Origin of the sequence: Brevibacillus nitrificans, assembly GCF_003710965.1 — a bacterium.
Taxonomy (GTDB): Bacteria; Bacillota; Bacilli; order Brevibacillales; family Brevibacillaceae; genus Brevibacillus; species Brevibacillus centrosporus.
Genome location: NZ_RHHU01000010.1, coordinates 896908 through 915491, shown reverse-complemented (window position 1 = coordinate 915491; position 18584 = coordinate 896908). Strand labels below are relative to the sequence as shown.

19 protein-coding genes are annotated in these 18584 nt (G+C 51.4%); 4 read left to right on the top strand and 15 right to left on the bottom strand.

Annotation, left to right across the window (positions count from 1 at the left end):
• Positions 1–163: 163 nt before the first annotated feature.
• Positions 164–400 carry a post-transcriptional regulator gene (locus tag EDM59_RS17910; RefSeq protein WP_122924828.1) on the bottom strand — a complete coding sequence of 79 codons (237 nt, stop codon included), beginning with the start codon at positions 398–400 and terminating at the stop codon, positions 164–166.
• Between the two features lie 88 nt (positions 401–488).
• Here EDM59_RS17910 and spoVB point away from each other — a divergent pair, with 88 nt between their 5' ends.
• Complete coding sequence (gene spoVB / locus EDM59_RS17905) at positions 489–2075, top strand: stage V sporulation protein B (RefSeq protein ID WP_122924827.1); 1587 nt, start codon at positions 489–491, stop codon at positions 2073–2075.
• Between the two features lie 2 nt (positions 2076–2077).
• On the opposite strand, the gene EDM59_RS17900 is transcribed toward spoVB, so the two are convergent.
• Both EDM59_RS17900 and corA read right to left on the bottom strand, forming a co-directional pair.
• Positions 2078–2794, bottom strand: coding sequence for a DUF421 domain-containing protein (locus EDM59_RS17900; RefSeq protein WP_122924826.1), 717 nt, complete (start codon positions 2792–2794; stop codon positions 2078–2080).
• 67 nt (positions 2795–2861) lie between these two features.
• Positions 2862–3839 (bottom strand): magnesium/cobalt transporter CorA, encoded by a 978-nt coding sequence (corA, locus tag EDM59_RS17895; RefSeq protein ID WP_055743137.1) that lies wholly within the window; start codon positions 3837–3839, stop codon positions 2862–2864.
• A 132-nt stretch (positions 3840–3971) separates the two neighbouring features.
• Between corA and EDM59_RS17890 the strand changes: the two genes are divergently transcribed.
• The gene (locus EDM59_RS17890) at positions 3972–4373 is read left to right on the top strand and encodes a TIGR04086 family membrane protein (protein WP_122924825.1); all 402 of its coding nucleotides are present in this window, start codon (positions 3972–3974) and stop codon (positions 4371–4373) included.
• A gap of 63 nt (positions 4374–4436) precedes the next feature.
• Here the strand turns inward: EDM59_RS17890 and yajC are convergent, their stop codons facing one another.
• The 9 genes from yajC to EDM59_RS17845 form a co-directional block, all read right to left on the bottom strand.
• Positions 4437–4775 (bottom strand): preprotein translocase subunit YajC, encoded by a 339-nt coding sequence (gene yajC, locus EDM59_RS17885; protein ID WP_122924824.1) that lies wholly within the window; start codon positions 4773–4775, stop codon positions 4437–4439.
• A gap of 15 nt (positions 4776–4790) precedes the next feature.
• The gene (gene tgt, locus EDM59_RS17880; RefSeq protein WP_122924823.1) at positions 4791–5921 is read right to left on the bottom strand and encodes a tRNA guanosine(34) transglycosylase Tgt; all 1131 of its coding nucleotides are present in this window, start codon (positions 5919–5921) and stop codon (positions 4791–4793) included.
• Between the two features lie 117 nt (positions 5922–6038).
• Positions 6039–7067, bottom strand: a complete 1029-nt coding sequence (queA, locus tag EDM59_RS17875) for a tRNA preQ1(34) S-adenosylmethionine ribosyltransferase-isomerase QueA (protein WP_122924822.1) — start codon at positions 7065–7067, stop codon at positions 6039–6041.
• A gap of 43 nt (positions 7068–7110) precedes the next feature.
• Positions 7111–9207: a SpoIID/LytB domain-containing protein gene (locus tag EDM59_RS17870; RefSeq protein WP_122924821.1), complete on the bottom strand. Its 2097-nt coding sequence runs from the start codon at positions 9205–9207 to the stop codon at positions 7111–7113.
• Between the two features lie 170 nt (positions 9208–9377).
• Positions 9378–9596 carry a DUF2905 domain-containing protein gene (locus tag EDM59_RS17865; protein ID WP_122924820.1) on the bottom strand — a complete coding sequence of 73 codons (219 nt, stop codon included), beginning with the start codon at positions 9594–9596 and terminating at the stop codon, positions 9378–9380.
• Positions 9593–10591 (bottom strand): Holliday junction branch migration DNA helicase RuvB, encoded by a 999-nt coding sequence (ruvB, locus tag EDM59_RS17860; RefSeq protein ID WP_092269493.1) that lies wholly within the window; start codon positions 10589–10591, stop codon positions 9593–9595. The genes EDM59_RS17865 and ruvB overlap by 4 nt, the downstream gene beginning before the upstream one ends.
• Positions 10592–10595: 4 nt before the next feature.
• The gene (ruvA, locus tag EDM59_RS17855) at positions 10596–11213 is read right to left on the bottom strand and encodes a Holliday junction branch migration protein RuvA (protein WP_122924819.1); all 618 of its coding nucleotides are present in this window, start codon (positions 11211–11213) and stop codon (positions 10596–10598) included.
• The gene (gene ruvC / locus EDM59_RS17850; protein WP_092269729.1) at positions 11210–11710 is read right to left on the bottom strand and encodes a crossover junction endodeoxyribonuclease RuvC; all 501 of its coding nucleotides are present in this window, start codon (positions 11708–11710) and stop codon (positions 11210–11212) included. The genes ruvA and ruvC overlap by 4 nt, the downstream gene beginning before the upstream one ends.
• A 180-nt stretch (positions 11711–11890) precedes the next feature.
• Positions 11891–12082, bottom strand: coding sequence for a hypothetical protein (locus EDM59_RS17845; protein WP_092269499.1), 192 nt, complete (start codon positions 12080–12082; stop codon positions 11891–11893).
• 131 nt (positions 12083–12213) lie between these two features.
• On the opposite strand from EDM59_RS17845, the gene EDM59_RS17840 reads away from it, so the two are divergent.
• Complete coding sequence (locus EDM59_RS17840; protein WP_246011099.1) at positions 12214–13299, top strand: hypothetical protein; 1086 nt, start codon at positions 12214–12216, stop codon at positions 13297–13299.
• A 44-nt stretch (positions 13300–13343) separates the two neighbouring features.
• Here the strand turns inward: EDM59_RS17840 and EDM59_RS17835 are convergent, their stop codons facing one another.
• Positions 13344–13916 (bottom strand): BofC C-terminal domain-containing protein, encoded by a 573-nt coding sequence (locus tag EDM59_RS17835; RefSeq protein WP_122924818.1) that lies wholly within the window; start codon positions 13914–13916, stop codon positions 13344–13346.
• Positions 13917–14103: 187 nt separating this feature from the next.
• Here EDM59_RS17835 and EDM59_RS17830 point away from each other — a divergent pair, with 187 nt between their 5' ends.
• Positions 14104–16092 carry a bifunctional 2',3'-cyclic-nucleotide 2'-phosphodiesterase/3'-nucleotidase gene (locus tag EDM59_RS17830; RefSeq protein ID WP_122924817.1) on the top strand — a complete coding sequence of 663 codons (1989 nt, stop codon included), beginning with the start codon at positions 14104–14106 and terminating at the stop codon, positions 16090–16092.
• A 42-nt stretch (positions 16093–16134) separates the two neighbouring features.
• Here the strand turns inward: EDM59_RS17830 and EDM59_RS17825 are convergent, their stop codons facing one another.
• The gene (locus EDM59_RS17825) at positions 16135–17163 is read right to left on the bottom strand and encodes a phosphotransferase (RefSeq protein WP_122924816.1); all 1029 of its coding nucleotides are present in this window, start codon (positions 17161–17163) and stop codon (positions 16135–16137) included.
• An 11-nt stretch (positions 17164–17174) separates the two neighbouring features.
• The gene (gene safA / locus EDM59_RS17820; RefSeq protein WP_122924815.1) at positions 17175–18548 is read right to left on the bottom strand and encodes a SafA/ExsA family spore coat assembly protein; all 1374 of its coding nucleotides are present in this window, start codon (positions 18546–18548) and stop codon (positions 17175–17177) included.
• Positions 18549–18584: the final 36 nt, after the last annotated feature.

Here is an 18584-nt window from a genome sequence, read left to right as displayed (position 1 = left end):
TTTCGTAACAGGGTCCCGTCCCTTGACGAGAAACCAGTATGCCCATTATAGCGAAGTATGAAAAAACGTGTCAATTATTGCTGGAAAAGCGAACCATGGTAACCAACCCCTTGCCGTTGCATGCACATTTCCTTTCATACGAATGTGCGACAAAGAAGTTTCACTATGAGTTTTTATACATTTGAATCATGAGGTAATTCATGTACTTGTTGGGTTTTAGGGACAGAACATCGTTGACCAGACGGTGCATCGGCGGGATCTCCTTGTACGCATGGCTGACGCACTCCCATATGTCTTTTGCTGTCACATTTTCATAGCCAAGAAAGGAAAATTCTTCTGCTTTACTCTGGCAAATCTCTGAAACATGCCGAAACCAACCATCTTTTTCCGCTTGGTCCATCTTTTGTTTCCCTCCCCAAAGTAGTCATGCCGACTGTGGCACGTCCATATTCTTTAATAAGTGAATTTCCTTTGCAAAGGAGCCCTCCATGAGACAGTCATTCTTTTACGGGACGGTTATCCTCATCATCGCTGGCGGCATCACGAAAGTATTTGGCTTTGCTCACCGTATCGTTCTCTCCCGCATCATTGGTGCAGAAGGAATGGGGCTCTATCAGATGGTCGTGCCCCTCTTGTACTTTCTGATCACATTGACCACATTTGGACTGCCGGTTGCAATCGCCAAGCAAGTCGCAGAAACGGAAGCGGCCAACAACCCCCGACTGACGCGCCGCTTTCTCCTGCTGGCGTTGTCCGTCGCAGGTGGCATCAGTCTCGTCATCTGCTCCGTTTTGCTGCTGTTTTCCACGTGGATCGCGGGCGGCCTGTTTGCCGACCCTCGGGCTCACATCGTGATGCTGGCCGCCATCCCAGTGATCCCTATCTCCAGCATTTCCCTGGTTCTTCGCGGCTACTTCCAAGGCAAACAGAACATGATACCTACCGCGGTTTCACAGCTGATCGAGCAAATCGTTCGAATGGCGCTCGTCGTCGTGATGACGATCTCCTTTATGTCGCATGGCGTCGAGTATGCAACAGCAGGGGCGGTAGCCAGTATCATTTTCGGGGAAGCAGCTGGCCTGCTCTACATCCTGTGGCAATACCGAAAAGGCAGCAAGAAGACGGCTGCGCTGCTCCTGAGAAAGCCTTTCCTACAAGGAGTCTCCGCACATAGTGCCAGCCTGCGCCAACTGATTCATGTCGCACTTCCTGTAACGATGAGCCGGATTATTGGCTCGATTGCCTACGTCCTAGAGCCAATGCTTGTACCTCTCGCTCTGGTCATGGCCGGTTTTACGACTGCAAATGCCACCGGCCTGTACGGGCAGTTTGCAGGAATGGCCGTACCACTCTTGACGTTCCCGACTTTTCTTACGTATTCCTTATCCGTTTCCCTCGTTCCTGCCGTTGCGGAAGCCGCCTTTCAAAATAATGCTCCCCTCGTGCATCGACGCATCTATCAATCAATGCGGATTACACTCGTGATAGGAGCTCCGTGCACGGTATTGCTGACCGTTTTTGCGGAGCCGCTCTGCGGCCTGATTTACGGTGAACAGTTTCATGAAGTCGGATATTTGCTAAAACAGATGGCGCCTTTTTCTGTCTTCCTCTTTTTTCAAGCACCGCTGGCTGCCGCTCTGCAAGGCCTTGATTACGCCCAGGTCGTCTTTCGCAACACCCTGATCGGCGCCATCGTCAAAACGGCTGCCATGTTTCTCTTTACCGCCCAGCCGAGCTTTGGAATTTACGGTACGGTCATCGCGCTGAACATCGGGATCACCCTCGTGACCCTACTCCACTTTGCGAGTCTGATCAAAAAAATTGGATTTACGATCGATGTCAAAGAGTTTGGAAAAATCGGTGCAGCCATGCTCGCCATGGGTTACTCCGGATCCTACATGGCGAAGCACTGGTTTACGGATGTTACGGTGGGACAGCTTCTGCTTGCCTGCACAATGGCAAGCACGGTGCTCTACGTCGTACTCCTCGTTGCGATGAAAGTTCTGGGAAAACAAGACGTTCGCCGAATCCCCTGGATTGGCGAGCAGCTGTCCATCTTTTTCCCCCGCCGCTAGAGCTATTGCAGCGGCGGTTTGTCTTTTTTGTCGAGATAGATGATCCCGCGTTCATCGATACTGCAGAAAGACACTTCCCGGATATCCCGAATGCCGTACTTCCGTATCTCCCGTTTGAGCCACAGCTCGTTCTGTCCGATTTTGTTCAGAGCTTCCGCGCGAATCCGGCCGTCGAGGATCAAGGGAATGGGCAGTCCTTTATAAGACATGGGCCCATTCGGATCCCGTTCAAATAATCCCAGATCCTCTCGAGTGACGGGATCCTTGCGCTCTTTTAAAAAGACGCTCATTTGGCCGGTTGGTTCCAGCAAGGCAAATTCGACGTCTGCAATGTTCTTGACGTTTTTTTGGCGCAGATGGACCATGAGATCGTCCATGTTCAGCCGATTACGCTTCATCGCTGCTTCCCGAATTTCCCCATTCTCGATGATGAGATCCGCCGATCCGTCTACCACATCCCGGACTTTTTTGCTTTTCAGCGAGATGTACGCCATGAGAATCTCCAGAAGTCCAATCAGCAGCATCGGTATGTAGAACAGTATCGCTGGCTTCTCGATTTCCTCGATAGCCAGAACTGCCATTTCCGCTAGCATAATGGAAATGACAACATCAAATACAGACAGCTTCCCCAGCTCCCGTTTTCCCATCACGCGCAGCATCAACAGGAGAAAAAAGTACGAAAACAGGGTGCGTAGTAATGCTGTTGTCATGTCTTCCATGCGAAACGCCCCCCACAGAACATTTGATACTATTCTTTAGCAGGGGGCGCACAACTATTACCGCCAATTACAGCCACTTGCGCTTGCGGAAAATATGGAGCATGGCAAAGGTCATCCCTAGCATGATGACTAGGGCAACGACTAACATGTAAGGCTCTGCTTCTTCACCCAGCCACGCGAACGTATTCATCCCGAACAAGCCGGTAATAAACGTCAACGGGAGGATAATCGTGGAGATAATGGTGAGGACGCGCATCGTCTCCGTCGTCTTTGCGCTAATGATGGTGTAATACGTGTCAAGTGCACCGTTCACCAAATCCCGGAAGGTCTCCGTCGAATCGGAAATCCTCTCCAAGTGGTCTGTCAGGTCACTGTAGAACGGAACGTTTTCCTCGGATATGTCGAAGGAATAGCGGCCATTTACGTTTGCGAAGATCCTTTTTTGCGGCATAATCACGCGACGAATCAAAATAATCGTTCGCTTCAATGCCAGGAACTCTTCCGTAATTTCCTCCATTTGGTGCTCGTAAATCTCGTCCTCCAGCTCGTCAATCCGCACACTGATTCGGTCAATGATCGGAAAGTATTCATCCGTGATGCCGTCTACAATGGCATAGAGCAGATAATCCGGGCCCCGATTCAAGTACGAGATGTTGCGGTGACACATCGCTGCGATCCTGCCGATGGTGTTCATCGGGGACTTGTGGATGGTCACGATGTAGTTCGGACCGAGAAACACGTTCAGTTCTACCGTAGTAATTTCATCGTCGCTCTCCTCGTTGTAGCGCAGGGCGTGGAAGACGAAGAAGTAGTAGTCGTCGTATTTGTCTACCTTGGCACGTGGACTGACGTGCAGACAGTCCTCAATTGCCAGCGGGTGGAAGTCGAATATCTTGGCAATATAGGGAAGTTCGTTATTTCCCACATCATACAGATCGATCCAGAGCAGATCCTCCGGAGACTTCAGCCATTGATCTTTGGTGGCCAGATCTACATCATGGAACATCTTCTGTTCTGAGTGGTTGTAAAAGTACGTTTTAATCATTCTTCTTCACCCCCGTCTCATTCCCCATCCATCATACGAAAATTCCTTTCAATGTTCAACGCGAAGATGAATACGTAAGCCAAGCTTCTCATATAGATGGTACAAACAGTTGACCAGTGAGGGGGTAATACCGTGCGGAGTGCTTCCACCTCTGTACTAACAGGTCTTTTGTATACGCTCGGTCTCGTCTTGATCGGAGCGCTGCTCGCTACCTTTCTCCTTAGCTTCACCAATCTGCGCGAAAGCTCACTCCCCTACTTTACGTACTTCATCAATGCGATCGGACTTCTGATCGGCGGCTATGTCACCGGACGTCGCTGCGGGGGAAAAGGCTGGTACTACGGCGGATTGACTGGACTCACTTATTTCATCGTCGTTCTGCTCATCGGCTTCCTCGGCTTTGATGCACCCATGCAATGGGGAACCATTCTTTATTTGGCTGCTGCTTTTGTCCTTGCGGGGCTCGGCGGTATCCTGGGGGTAAACTCCATCAATTCCGGCCATAAGCCAAAAGGAATCAAGACCAGACGCTGATACTCTCCCTTCTCAAACAGATGCAAAAAAGCAGGCGGGCTACCCCACCTGCTTTTTTCATTCTTATTTTGCTTCTTCTGTTGCTTCTTCCGCTTTCGCAGGCTCAGCTTTCGCTGGTTCTGTTTTTGCAGGAGCAGCTGCACTTGCAGACGTCACGCTGTTGATTGCACCACGGTCAAACGTGATGTTTACATTGTGAGCTACACGAAGGGTAACGGTGTCATCTGACAGCTCTTGAATCGTTCCGTGCATACCGCCGATCGTAACGATCTTGTCGCCTTTTTTCACAGCTGCCAGCATGGCATTACGCTGTTTGGCTTTCTTTTGCTGAGGACGAATCAGCAAGAAGTAGAAAATCGCGAACATGATGATAATCGGTAAAAAATTAGTTAAGCCCTCCATGTAAATCCCCCTCGATTAAAAAGATCTATCTTCACCCAATCCATATTGAGCGAAAAACTGGTCGCGGAAATCTTGCAAACGGTCTTCGGCAATTGCCTTGCGTACATTTTCCATCAGCTTCACGAGGAAGTGCAGATTATGATACGTGGTCAAGCGTATGCCAAAGGTTTCCTCCGACTTGACCAGATGTCGGATGTAAGCACGGGTGTAATTCTTGCAGGTATAGCAATCACAGTTTGGATCAAGCGGAGTGAAATCGCGCGCGTACTTCGCATTGCGAATCACCAAGCGTCCTTGGCTCGTCATGCATGTCCCATTACGGGCAATACGTGTCGGCAACACGCAGTCAAACATGTCGATGCCGCGAATCGCACCGTCAATCAATGCATCTGGCGACCCTACCCCCATCAAGTAGCGAGGCTTGTTCGTAGGCAGCAGTGGAACTGTGCTTTCCAGTACCTCGTACATCAAAGAGAACGGCTCTCCTACACTCAATCCACCGATCGCATAACCTGGGAAATCCATGGAAACGAGATCACGTGCGCTTTGTGCGCGCAAATCGTGGTACATCCCGCCTTGAACAATACCGAATAAGGCCTGCTCATTTGGACGGGTATGTGCTTTCAAGCAACGCTCTGCCCAGCGAGTCGTACGCTCCATCGATTTCTGAACGTAATCGTACTCCGCAGGATAGGGTGCGCATTCATCAAACGCCATAAAAATATCGGCACCTAATGCATTTTGAATGTGAGTCGCTTCTTCCGGACCGATGAACAGCTTTTCCCCATTGAGATGGGACCGGAAAGAAACACCCTCTTCTGTTATTTTGCGCAAATTGCTCAAACTAAAGACCTGGAATCCCCCAGAATCTGTGAGGATAGCACGGTCCCAGTTCATGAATCCATGCAGTCCTCCAGCCTCTCGGACAATTTCGTGTCCAGGACGTAGGAACAGATGATACGTATTGCTGAGAATAATCCCTGCTCCCATGGCTTTGAGTTCTTCTGGGCTCATCGTTTTTACCGTTGCCTGGGTGCCGACTGGCATAAAGACAGGGGTGTCAATCGTCCCATGTGGCGTATGCAGTTTGCCGAGACGTGCACCGGTTTGCTTGCATGTTTTGATCAATTCGTAGCGTACAGCCAACTCTTTGCACTCCTCAAGCTATGTATGTAAGTCTTTCCTATTATAAAAAAATCTCACAATGAAGTAAACCCACATAACCCGCCGGATATATAATCAATTACGAATGTGCTTGCTTTGTTACAAAATCAGCATCGCATCCCCGAAGCTGAAGAAGCGGTATTCCTCTTCCACCGCAGTCTGATAAGCGCGCAGGACATTCTCTTTTCCTGCCAAAGCACTCACGAGCATGACCAGTGTTGACTTCGGCAAATGAAAGTTCGTCAGTAACCCATCCAATATGGAGAACGTATAGCCCGGATAAATAAAGATGTCCGTCCACCCCGATGTCGGCGTGAGCTTCCCGCTGTTTGCCTTGCCGACTGTCTCCAGTGTTCGGCAGGAGGTCGTTCCGACAGCGATCACGCGTCTTCCCTCTGCTTTGGCACGGTTGACGATCTCTGCTGTTTCTTCTGGGATCTCGTAATACTCGGCATGCATAATGTGCTCTTCGACGGAATCCGCCGAGACCGGCCGAAATGTCCCTAGACCTACATGCAGGGTGACGTAAGCGAGCTGAACTCCTTTAGCCGCGATTTGCTCCAGATAAGGCTTGGTAAAGTGCAGACCTGCCGTGGGGGCTGCGGCTGAACCGCGCTCACGGGCGTAGACGGTCTGATAGCGCTCCTGATCATCCAGCTGCTCATGAATATAGGGAGGCAGCGGCATCGAGCCCAGCTGATCCAGTATCTCGTAAAAGATACCGTCATAGTGGAATCGGATGATGCGTCCTCCTGTCTCCGTCACCTCTTCGCAGGTGCAGCGCAAAAGTCCGTTTCCAAACACGACCTGGGTCCCTGGCTTCATCCGTTTTCCCGGCTTGACGAGTGTCTCCCAGCGATCATCCCCCAGCGACTTCAGCAGGAGGACCTCAATTTTTGCTCCCGTATCTGTTTTTTCGCCGATCAGCCTAGCGGGAAGGACCCGGCTATCGTTCATCACCAGTACATCGCCAGGAACCAAATGTTCGATCAGGTCAGTAAAGCGCTGATGCAGGATATCTCCCGTCTTTTTGTTTAGCACCAGCAAACGGGAAGAAGTACGCTCCTGCAGCGGATGCTGGGCTATCAAATGCTCAGGCAGTTCAAAATCAAATTGTTGTACATCCACGAGTCCTTGCTCCTTTTAAAACAGTTCATGTGCTCCCTCGATGTTACTCTTCGATTGTCACATCCTGGTAATAGTGTTGCAAGATCTCCTTGTAGTCATACCCGCTCTGCGCCATCCCTTTTGCTCCGTACTGGGAGACGCCGAGACCGTGACCGTAGCCCGTCCCTTTGAAAAGAAACTTTTGAGTCTTGCTGGCTACACACCAATCATCTGTTCCGCGATAGATCAGAAATTCGTCGTTGTAGCCATTCGCTGAATCCGCGTAGCCATCCGCACCGACTGCCTGTAGGCTGCGGCCGCCTGCAGGGTACGTCGTGCGTTTGCCGCCCGCTCCCAAAATCGTGTACGTCCCCATTTCCTCCACGTCGAAAAGAGTGCTGCGCAGGGAGCTTGCCCCTTGTGTAAAAATGGAGCGATGCGCATCTGGCGAGGAGGCTGCAATCCGTGTACCGTCCGCCTCCATTTCCACGACTCGTCCGGATGGGCCTCGTTCGGTGACCCGCAAGCTTTCCAGAGAAGCGGAGACGCGCGGTGCATTGCTCTTCGTTTGGTTTGCGTTAATCATACCCGCTACCTCAGCAGGAGTATAGGGTCCTCTGGTCCAAGAATACGCATTTTCCTCCGGCGCATCGGTTACGATCGTCACCTCGGCACCCGTCGGCAGGGTGGACAGCACTCGGTGATAAGCTGTACTTGGCCCTGAACGCAAATTGGTGCTTGACGTGCTCACGACTGCCTGGCGAAGGCCCATCGCGTTCTTGCCGCCAGTCATTTTTACGAGATCACTGCGAATGTAGCCTAGTGTCCCATCGTTCAAGGATACCTGGTACCAGATGTTTGCCTTTTCCAATGGCTCTGTATCATCACTCATGACTGGTCGCAAATAAGGGACTGGGTTGCCCCATACTTCCGTCCCATCTGCAGTCATCCCGCCCGCGTTGGAATAAAACAAGGATTCCGCAATCTTCCCTTTGTAGTAGATGACTTCCCCTTCTGTCTCATCGACAGCTTCGCGAATATCTTTGGATTCTTTTGTATATCCGTAATAGGCTTGTTCATACACCGTATCCGAAACATTGGCTACCCCGTATTTATTACCAGCACCTGCGGCTCGCGTACGTGCAAGCACCGCTTGTGCCTTTAACGCCTCGATGGGCCAGCCTGGAGCCATTTCCGATCCAACAACGCCGTACAGATATTCTTCCATGGACACCTCATTGACGAGCGTAAGGTTTCCTTTGTATTCAGAAAGCTCCATTTCCCCGCGATAGGTGCGCTGTTCCCTTTCGAAGACGCCAATCACCGTAGTCGAACCCGCTTTTTTCGGCTCCACTGTCAATTTTACTTGCGGAGAAAAGACGTACTTCCATATCGTATCATTTTTGGCGCCGTATGCGTCCTGTTTTAGCACCACATAGGACTGCGCTGACGCTTGTTTATACGAAAACCCAGGAACTTCAGCGGAGGCCCTTTTCGCGAGTGCATTCAAAGCATCCTGGCTGACTTCGTCTCCAACCCAAACCGCATAGGCGATTTTACCGTTATCTGCTACGAGAACCGGATAAGCAGCAATCCCGGATGAAGCGAAGACTTCCTGCCAGCTTTGGGCTTCCTTCAGGCTGCCATACCGACCTGCCTCCAGTCTGAGTGGACCTTTCACAGCAGGTTGCTGCCCCGTTGCCTGCGCGATGGTTTTCGCCGCATTCGCAGCAATTTGGTAGGAGCCATACGTGCCGCTTACGACCTGGTACACAGTTTGACCGCCTCGTTTGGCCACCTGAATGCTGCCCTCGTATTTGCGCTGGCTCATTTGCTGCGCTACCCGCTGCGCTTGATTCCAGTCACTCGATTCCGCCACGATCAGATGATATTCATCGACGCGAAAGCGAGCGTCTTCTCCTCCCAAGCTCGGGAGCTTTTCTTTCCCTTGTGGGCCTGACAGCGTGACTTCCATTCCTTTTTCTGTCGTTAGCGTGACAGCTGGCACGACGCCACGATAGCCTTGCCCTGTATCTACAAAAAGAGCAACCCGAATGTTCTTCCCTGCTGCGTCAGCAGGCGTGTATCCCCCGAGTAGCACAGCTGACACCAGCCCCGCTGAAAGGACTTTTCCCATCCATTTCTTCCACATGTCGTCCATTGTCCTTCCTTTCCTTAGGTTAGGTTTCGTCGAAAATTGGCATGAACTCCCATGTTTTTCGACAAACCGGGCGGGTTCTCCTTCCCTTTTTCTTAATTTGGGACCTGGCTGATTCCTCATTTCCTCTAAATCAACGCAAAAAAACCATTGGGAACAAGCCCCAATGGTTTTTATTTGAACAGCCGAAACAAATAAGTCGCCAGGGAAAGCACGATGCTGATGACGATGCAAGTGACCACCGGAAAGTAGAACCTCACGTTTTCCTTTTCGACCACGATGTCACCAGGCAAGCGGCCAAGGGGGAAAAACCGTCCACCTATCTGCCACAAGAGCCCGATCACAATCAAAACGGCACCCCCGATAATCAAAAGCTTGGCTATCGGATTCACGCTTTCATCTCCCGACCAAAATGTTGATATGCGCTAGGGGTCAGGACCCTTCCGCGCGGTGTACGCTGCATAAAGCCAATCTGCATCAGGTACGGCTCGCAAACGTCTTCGATCGTTTGTGATTCCTCGCCAATGGTTGCCGCGATCGTATCCAGCCCGACTGGCCCGCCGTCAAAACGCTCGATGATGGCCAAAAGCAGCTTGTGGTCGATATGATCCAGTCCGCAAGCGTCGACTTGCAGACGCTCCAGTGCTTCCTTGGCAATTTCCGTCGTGATGACGCCTTCCCCTTTTACCTGCGCGAAATCTCTGACGCGCTTCAGCAACCGGTTCGCTACCCGCGGTGTGCCTCTGGACCGTTTCGCGATCTCTTCCGCGCCGCCTTCGCGGATCACTACCTGTAGGATATCCGAAGCGCGTGAGACGATAAACGCCAGCTCGGGAACCGTGTAGAACTCCAAGCGATTCACCACGCCAAAACGGTCGCGCAGCGGCGCAGACAGCATACCAGCACGTGTCGTAGCACCTACCAGTGTAAACGGCGGCAGATCCAGGCGAACACTGCGTGCGCTCGGCCCTTTCCCGATGATGATGTCCAGGGCAAAATCCTCCATGGCCGGATACAGGACTTCCTCAACGCTGCGGTTCAGCCTGTGGATCTCGTCGATGAACAAAACGTCCCCTTCTTGCAGGTTCGTCAAAATCGCTGCCAGGTCACCCGGTCTTTCAATGGCGGGCCCCGAAGTCGTGCGGATGTTTACGCCCAGTTCGTTGGCGATGATCTGCGACAGAGTCGTTTTCCCCAAGCCAGGCGGGCCGTACAGCAGCACATGATCCAACGATTCCTTGCGCATTTTGGCAGCCTCGATAAAGATCTTCAGATTTTCCTTTACGTGCTGCTGACCGATGTATTCGTTTAAATAGCGCGGGCGCAGGCTAAGCTCCGCCGCATCCTCTTCCCAATCCATTTGCGTCGTAATAATTCGCTGGTCCAAGATCCTACCCCCTCATGAGCAAAGCAAGCCCTTGCTTGATGAGCTTTTCCACACCATCGCCTTCTTTGGACTTTTCGGAAAGCGCATTTCTGATTTTTTGCAGCTCGCCATCCGAATAGCCGAGGGCGGTCAAGGCATCTAAAGCTTCGTTTAAAGCGGACACAGCAGACTCTCCTGCCGTCAAATCCCCTGCCGCTACAGTCAAAATCGCAGATGGTGTATAACCGACCAGCTTATCCTTCAAATCCAAAATAATCCGTTGCGCCGTCTTTTTCCCGATACCCGGGAATTTCGTCAAATACGTCACGTTTTCCTGTTGGACAGCCATGACGATTTGCTCCGGTGTCGCAGCGGCGAGAATCGCCAGCGCACCTTTTGGGCCGATCCCGTTCACATCGAGCAGCTTGCGGAACAAGTCGCGATCGTCGCGCGTAGCAAACCCGTAAAGCAAGATCGCATCCTCGCGTACATGATGATGGGTGTACAGCTTTGTCCTGCTTCCTTCATAGCGGACAAACTGATACGGATTCGGACAGAACAGACGATAGCCGATCCCTCCCGTCTCAAGCACTATGTATTCAGAATCCAGGTAACACAATGTACCTTCGACAAAATCAATCATTTCTGAACTCCCTCCGAAATGGAAATAAACGCGCGGAACTGAGCGTGCGTAATGGCAATTCCCAGCGCATCCGCCACATCGTCAGGCTTGGGCACTTCCTTTAAGCGCAAGAGCAGCTTCGTCATTTCCTGAATCTGTTTTTTCTCTGCTCCCCCGTAGCCGGTCACAGCCTGTTTTACCTGCATAGGGGTGTACTCGTATACCGGGACACCTGCCAGCTCCGCTGCGAGCAAGATCACGCCACGTGCTTGGCCTACTGTGAAGGCAGTCGTTACGTTCTTGTTGAAGAAGAGCTTCTCTACGGACATTTCATCTGGCTGATAGGTGCTAATCAAGCTTTGCATCGCTTCGAAAATCTGTTTCAGGCGCAGTGGAACAGGCAATCCTGCCTCGGTCTGAATGCTTCCGTACTGTACAGGACGAAGCTGGCTTCCCTGTTTATCCAACACCCCAAAACCTACAATAGCAATGCCGGGGTCAATTCCTAAGATGCGCATGGCCCACACTCCGGGTACAAAGATTCTACCTTCTACTGTAACACAAAGCACCCAAAAAGCGAACGTGCATTTCCATTCCATCGAAGAAAACTTGGCAACGACCAGCAACGAATCCAGTTTATCTGGACAAGGAAAAACCCGCCTCCTGTACGGAGACGGGCCTCATACGGTGTCTTTTTGTTAGTGTTTGTTCAGTCCCTCCAAATCTGACACATCATGCTGCATGTGAGCGTAGTCGTCGACGCCGCTCTGCATCTGCTCCTGGATCATGTTGATCTGCCGGTAGTTTAGCTTGTTGTGTCCTTGATTTAATTGAACGTACAAACGCTGATGGAACTGGTCTTTGTAGCTACCTCTGGGCATAGAAGACATGCTAAAAGACTCCTCCTTAGGATCACCGTATGAGAACAGTATGGCGCCTTCCCCCATGAGTTATGATGGCAAGATTTTCTCGTCATTCGCTCGTTCAAGTGGAGACACTACCTTAGGTGGAGGTGATCTGTGTGCGGCTAGTCAAGCTGCTTCTGATTCAGAGCCTGTGGTTCGCTGGCTTATGGATGACCATACCGGCCGAGGCTCAAGCGGGTTCCGCAAACGAGATCGTCATTTCTGTCTCCGTTTCGCCAGACTCGCCCTTTGTTTCTACCCTGGTCTTTGAAAAATCGCACCCGCTCATTCGCGAGCTAAAACGCACTCCTACTATCCCTGCCAAGATTTCTCCCGATTGGATCCGCGCCAGGATGAAAATAAACGGCCGCGACCTGATCTACGATTATCATGGTCAGCTGTTTGACGTCAAAGTGTCACGACAATACCTTTTGTCCGAAGAAATGAAAAGAAGCCTGGAATTTCTCGTGCAAACGGTTGAAAAGGCTCATTTCGGGCAACCCGTACCCTGGGATAAAGTAAAGCATTCCTTTGGCCGAATGAAATACGCAACCGTCATCGACCTGGAGACAGGAGAGCGCTTTTCCGTCCAGCGCAGGGCAGGGAGCCGGCACGCTGACGTTCAACCACTCACGCGCTCCGATACCCACATCATGAAGCATATCTATCAAGGAAAATGGAGCTGGAAACGACGTGCTATCCTGGTCGAGGTCAACGGGATTTTCTATGCTGCTTCCATGCACGGAATGCCTCATGGGGCTGGTGCTATTCAAGGCAACGACTTCCCTGGACATTTTTGCATTCATTTTTCCGGAAGCTCTACTCATCGACGTATCGAGCCCGATCCCAGCCATAGCCTGATGATTCTCAAAGCCTCCGGTGCCCTGCCACAGGCGATCCTGGAGGCCGGGCCAGAAGAGCTGGTCGGGTATTTCCTCACTTCGCTGAACGAACACGACGCTCACACGTTGCGGATGACCACAGCGGGCACTCCTTTGCCTCCCTTTTTGCGTGACATTGATTCTGTACGCAAGCCCGAGGAGATTCAGCCTTCTGATCCCGCCGCTCCCATGATCGTTGGCATTCCGGTTCGAGTCGAATACTCCCTGCGTTCAGGCAAAACAGGCGCAGGACTTTGGCACTTCCTTCTCATGCGCTCTGCCCCTTGGGAAAGATGGCAGATCATCGATGTTTCCACCTAATCGCCCTGCTTACGCAATAAGGCTGCCCCACAGGGCAGCCCTTTTTATTCCGCGCTCAGCTGAAATTCGCCATAGGTGGACAGAACGCTGTTGTACTCAGCCAGATCGCGCACGCGGATTCCTCGCTTTAAGCTCTCCACTTCCTCTTTCGGAAGGCTTGCTTCCATTTTCTCCGTATTGATCCGGTAAAAGGTCTGTACAACCTCCTGATCGGCAGGCAGGCCGTGAAACAGCGTCAGCATTCCGTCTGTAGACAATCCAAAATGCCCATTCTCTTTGCACTCGGGTGAAATATCATGCTCTCGCTTCAGCAGAATCATCTTGGAAGCATCCGCCGCTACGATCTCCCACCCTTTGTAATCTGCCATCGAATCCGCGATGTGATGGAGTGCCACTGGTTTGTGCTCCTCGTCTCGAACACCGCATAAATAGCTGCGCGTGAGAACCAAATTATAGGAATTCCCAGCCGCTTCTAAGGATCTGCCTTTGCCGACTGCAAGCAATTGAGTCAGGGATGCTGATTCCTTGCCACCGCTTTGTGAAAGGACAACTCCCAGTATCAGCCCTGTAAAAAGGGCAATACCCCACGATGCATACATCATCCACTTTTTGATCATGATTCGATTGAACCCCTTTATACGCCTTTTCTCCCTATTCTCGCCAGTAAAAAGGGCCTGCATACCCGATACTCTCAAGATTCGTAATTTACAACAAATTCATGAGTAATATCTACCAATCCTATAATTCTAGTGATAAACTTATTTTGCTTGGTATTATTGTAAAGTTATGGAGGTCAATCCAAAAATGAAAAAAGCGAACAAACACATGCTGACTGCATGTCTCCTCAGCACATCTTTGATCGTAAGCGCACTGACGTTCTCCCAAACCCCTGTCAGCGCTCAAACCAGCTCCACCCTCAAGCTCCGCCTGTTGGAAACGACAGACATCCACACCAACATCGTCAACTATGACTACTACCAAGATAAGTCTACTGACGAGTTTGGCCTTGCCAAAACAGCAACGCTGATCAAAAAAGCCCGTGAAGAAGCAAAAAACAGCATCCTGATCGACAACGGTGACTTGCTCCAAGGAAACCCGCTTGGCGATTATGTTGCCAAAATTGATCCGCTGAAAGATGGCGAGACCCACCCTGTTTACAAAGCGATGAACCTCCTGGACTACGACTTGGGCAACATCGGCAACCATGAGTTCAACTTCGGTTTGGAGCATCTGGAGCGCAGCATCAAAGGGGCTGACTTCCCGTACATCAACTCCAACGTGTATGTAGATGACAAAGACAACAACCCAGCTAACGACAAAAACCTGTTTACGCCATACCAAATCCTCGACCGCAAGTTCAAGGATGAAAGCGGCAAAGAAGTAACCTTGAAGGTCGGCGTGATCGGGTTTGTTCCTCCGCAAATCATGCAATGGGACAAGGCAAACCTCGAGGGAAAAGTCGTTGCCAAGGACATCCTAGAATCGGCAAACAAATACGTGCCGGAAATGAAGCAAAAAGGCGCTGACATCATCGTAGCCGTAGCTCACTCCGGGCTCGGACCTGTAGAAGCAGCGGCTAACTTGGAAAACGCAAGCTACCAGCTGAGCAAAATCGAAGGCATCGATGCCATCCTCTTCGGCCACTCTCACCTCGTGTTCCCAGGTCCTGGCTTTGAGAACATCGAAGGCGTGGACGGAACCAAAGGGATCATCAATGGCAAACCAGCTGTTATGCCTGGCTACTGGGGGAACAACCTGGGTGTGATCGACCTGACACTCACCCAAGAAAACGGCAAATGGAAAGTGGCGGATTCCACCTCCAAAGCGGTTCCAATCTATGACAAAACAAACAAAGCTTCCTTGGCTGACGCTGACCAGGCGATCCTCGATGCCGTGAAGGAAGATCACGATCACACAGTGGAGTGGGTACGTTCCGCTGTAGGTACGACCACTTCCCCAATCTTCAGCTATTTTGCACTGGTTCAGGATGACCCATCGATCCAAATCGTAACCAATGCACAAAAATGGTATGTTGAGAAAAACATCAAAGGTACCGAATACGATGGCATTCCTGTCTTGTCCGCAGGTGCTCCGTTTAAAGCAGGCGGCCGCAACGGCGCAAGCTACTACACCAACATCCCTGCTGGAACCATCGCGATCAAAAACGTATCTGACCTGTACATCTATCCAAACACGCTGAAGGCTGTCATGATCAACGGGTCTCAGCTGCAAGAGTGGCTGGAGCGCTCCGCTGGCCAGTACAACCAAATCGATGTCAAGAAAACCGAAGAACAGCCTTTGGTCAACGAAGCTTTCCCTACTTACAACTTTGACGTAATCGATGGCGTAACCTACCAAGTAGATGTTACGCAGCCATCCAAATACGCAATCGACGGCAAGCTGGCTGACGAAAAAGCAAACCGTATCAAAAACCTGTCTTACAACGGAAAACCAGTGAAGGCGGAAGACAAGTTCATCGTGGTAACCAACAACTACCGTGCTGGCGGTGGCGGTAACTTCCCAGGTCTGGATGGCACAAACATCGTGATCGATTCTCCGGATGAAAACCGTCAAGTCGTAATCGACTATATCCTGAGCGAAAAAACGATCAACCCTGCTGCAGACCAAAACTGGACATTCGCTCCTGTAAACGGAAAAGTGAATGTAACGTTTACAACGGCTCCAGAGGCAAAACCATTTGCAGAAAAAATGTCCAACCTGAAATACATCAACACCCTTGAGTCGGGCTTTGCGAAATACAGCATTGACCTGTCCAAACCAGCCTCCAAATAAGGCAAAGAAGCTGATGGCAGCAACGCCGTCAGCTTCTTTTTTTCACCCCACGAAATGGTACTGTCCCCAGGGTGATCGTTGAAAGATTTGCTCTCCTGAATGCAAGAACGCTTGACGCTCTCGCAGAAGCTTTCCTTCCATTTGAACGAGCTGCAGAACTCCCCGCATGTGATAGCCAGGGCGATTGCTGTACAACCCTGTGACCTCACGCAGAAAGTTATCGGGATAGCGCAGCAACTGGTGCACTGTCCAGATTTGCGTGTCACTCAAATAGTTCACTTTGCTGTAGGCTTCGATCGCTTCGACAAACGAGCCGATCTGATACTCCTGGAGCAGCAGCATTCTAGACATCAATTGAACCAGATCGACCAGCTGCACGTCATGTCCTACAGTATCCAGATCGATAAGATAACAGTTGCTCCGGGGCGTCAGCAAAAAGTTATGGCTCGCTACATCCCGGTGAGCCAACGTCCCTCTCTCCACAGCAGAAAACATCTCAGGCGTCAAAGGCAGCTTGTATGCGGATTGCAGCATGTCTTGACCATCCTGGATGATGGCATGCGTCATCTGTTGGATGACCTGCTCCAGCTTGTTTTGCGGGCCATTTTGCTCAATGCCCCACGTAATTCGCTCGAACTGCTCGAGTCTGCTTTCCCACTTGTCGAGCAGCGCAGACTTGCCTTCATACGCATAAGTATGCGAGACGGGGAACCCTTGGGCGGCTACATGAAAGCGTGCAAGGGTCTCAGCCGTCTTTTTTACATCAAAGAGGGATGCGTTATCTGCTTCTCGTCCGTCAATCATTTTCATGATCGTATAATATCGATCCTCATACGGAAAAATCGTCGATCCCCCTGCATCCGGTACATATTGCACCGTATGCATAAACCCTTTCTCCCGCAATGCTTCGGCGAGCTGCGTGACCCATACTGCTTTATCCAGTTGCTTATAGCCCTTGATGATCCAGTGACCCCGGTCGGTCTTCAGCAAATTCACATTTCGTTTTGGCTTAACGGCGTGAACTTGACAGCGAAACGCTTTTTCAAGAGATGCTATTAGCCCTTTGTTCATACTGGAACCGTTCAGTATGACGAAGATTCTTCGTGCCCATCGCCCCAATGCGGCCATAGCCCTGTGTCAGGCATGGAAGCAAGCCGAGGAGGTGGTGGGAACATCATGTTGTTCGGGTTCACTTGCCCGCGGTCTCTCTTATAACCGCGACTAGGCTTTCGCTGTGGGGTATCCGGGGAACACTCACAAGATGAAGATGAGCAAGAAGACTCCACCACTACTTTTGGACGCCTTGGCGGGCACGGATACGGCTGTGGCGGGAATGGCATTGGCATTGGCATTGGCATGGGCATTGGCCGAGGTGGAACTGGCGGGAAGAATGGCATGATCGGCGGAGGCCCCATTGGTGGACCAAACGGTGGTCTAAACGGCCCTGGCCCCATGCTTTCAGGCGATACTTGACCCGGTCTTGGAAACGGCATCGGCATCGGCGGGAACGGTGAAATAGGCGGCATCGGTGGGAAAATAGGCCTCATCCATGGTGTTGGGAATGGCGGACACGGCGGAATGGGGACCGGCACATACTGGCGCACGGGTGCCTGCGGTCTCACTGTCGTTTGTGGCCGCACCTGTGGTTTAGTCGTTGTCTGTGGACGAACTTGTGTAGGCTGTCTCGTAGGCTGTACCTGTGGATATGGCGGGCACGGCGGGCAATAGTTCGGCGATACTGTTGGCCGTATGGGAAGTACAGGCGCTGGCGCCACTGGCGGCCGATAAATATACGGGCTCACCTGGGTCGGCCCTACGTTAGGGCGTAGCGGGCTGAGCTGGGATGGTGGCACATTGGGCTGATGCATATACGGACTTACCATGGTCGGCGGAACTGGCGGTGGTGCCGGACGTGTCTGCATCGGCGGCATAGGTGGCATCGGCGGCGGCATTGGCGGCATCATCTGCTGTTTCGGAATGTTTGGCATATATGGCTTGGTCGGCGGAGGTGCAATAGGACGCGTAGGCTGCGGCAATGCCGGTGTCAGCATTTCAGGCATGACACTTGGTGTAGGAGGAATCGTCGGCGCTTCCTTGATCGACTCCGTTGGGACCGGCCGTGGAGCCCTTTCTGTTTCAGCTTCAATTCTTACTTCTTCTTCCTCTTCCACCTCGATTGGCCTGCGCTCAATCTCTTGAGGAACCTCCTGGCTCTGCTCTTCTTCGCGAATAGGTCTTTCTTTTACATAGGGGGATTCGCTCGATTGCCGTTGTGGTTGTCTCGGTTGTGGGCGAACAGCCACACCTTTCGACGGAATCTTGATCCTCGCCCCTGGATAGATGGTATCGGGAGTCTTGATCTGACTGTTCAGTCGTAATAGCTCCTTGTAATCGACGCCATATCTCTTGGCGATCTTCCACATGGTGTCGCCTTTTTGGACTACGTGGATTCTCACTATTTCTCCTCCCTCGCGGAAACTCCCTATCATGGT

Coding starts and splice junctions, on each gene's coding strand:
- ruvA (WP_122924819.1), bottom strand. CDS start 11,213: ATGATTGATTTTGTCGAAGGTACATTGTGTTACCTGGATTCTGAATAC.
- EDM59_RS17835 (WP_122924818.1), bottom strand. CDS start 13,916: ATGATCAAAAAGTGGATGATGTATGCATCGTGGGGTATTGCCCTTTTT.
- EDM59_RS17845 (WP_092269499.1), bottom strand. CDS start 12,082: ATGTCTTCTATGCCCAGAGGTAGCTACAAAGACCAGTTCCATCAGCGT.
- yajC (WP_122924824.1), bottom strand. CDS start 4,775: ATGGAGGGCTTAACTAATTTTTTACCGATTATCATCATGTTCGCGATT.
- EDM59_RS17825 (WP_122924816.1), bottom strand. CDS start 17,163: ATGAACAAAGGGCTAATAGCATCTCTTGAAAAAGCGTTTCGCTGTCAA.
- EDM59_RS17900 (WP_122924826.1), bottom strand. CDS start 2,794: ATGGAAGACATGACAACAGCATTACTACGCACCCTGTTTTCGTACTTT.
- EDM59_RS17830 (WP_122924817.1), top strand. CDS start 14,104: ATGAAAAAAGCGAACAAACACATGCTGACTGCATGTCTCCTCAGCACA.
- EDM59_RS17870 (WP_122924821.1), bottom strand. CDS start 9,207: ATGGACGACATGTGGAAGAAATGGATGGGAAAAGTCCTTTCAGCGGGG.
- spoVB (WP_122924827.1), top strand. CDS start 489: ATGAGACAGTCATTCTTTTACGGGACGGTTATCCTCATCATCGCTGGC.
- corA (WP_055743137.1), bottom strand. CDS start 3,839: ATGATTAAAACGTACTTTTACAACCACTCAGAACAGAAGATGTTCCAT.
- ruvC (WP_092269729.1), bottom strand. CDS start 11,710: ATGCGCATCTTAGGAATTGACCCCGGCATTGCTATTGTAGGTTTTGGG.
- EDM59_RS17910 (WP_122924828.1), bottom strand. CDS start 400: ATGGACCAAGCGGAAAAAGATGGTTGGTTTCGGCATGTTTCAGAGATT.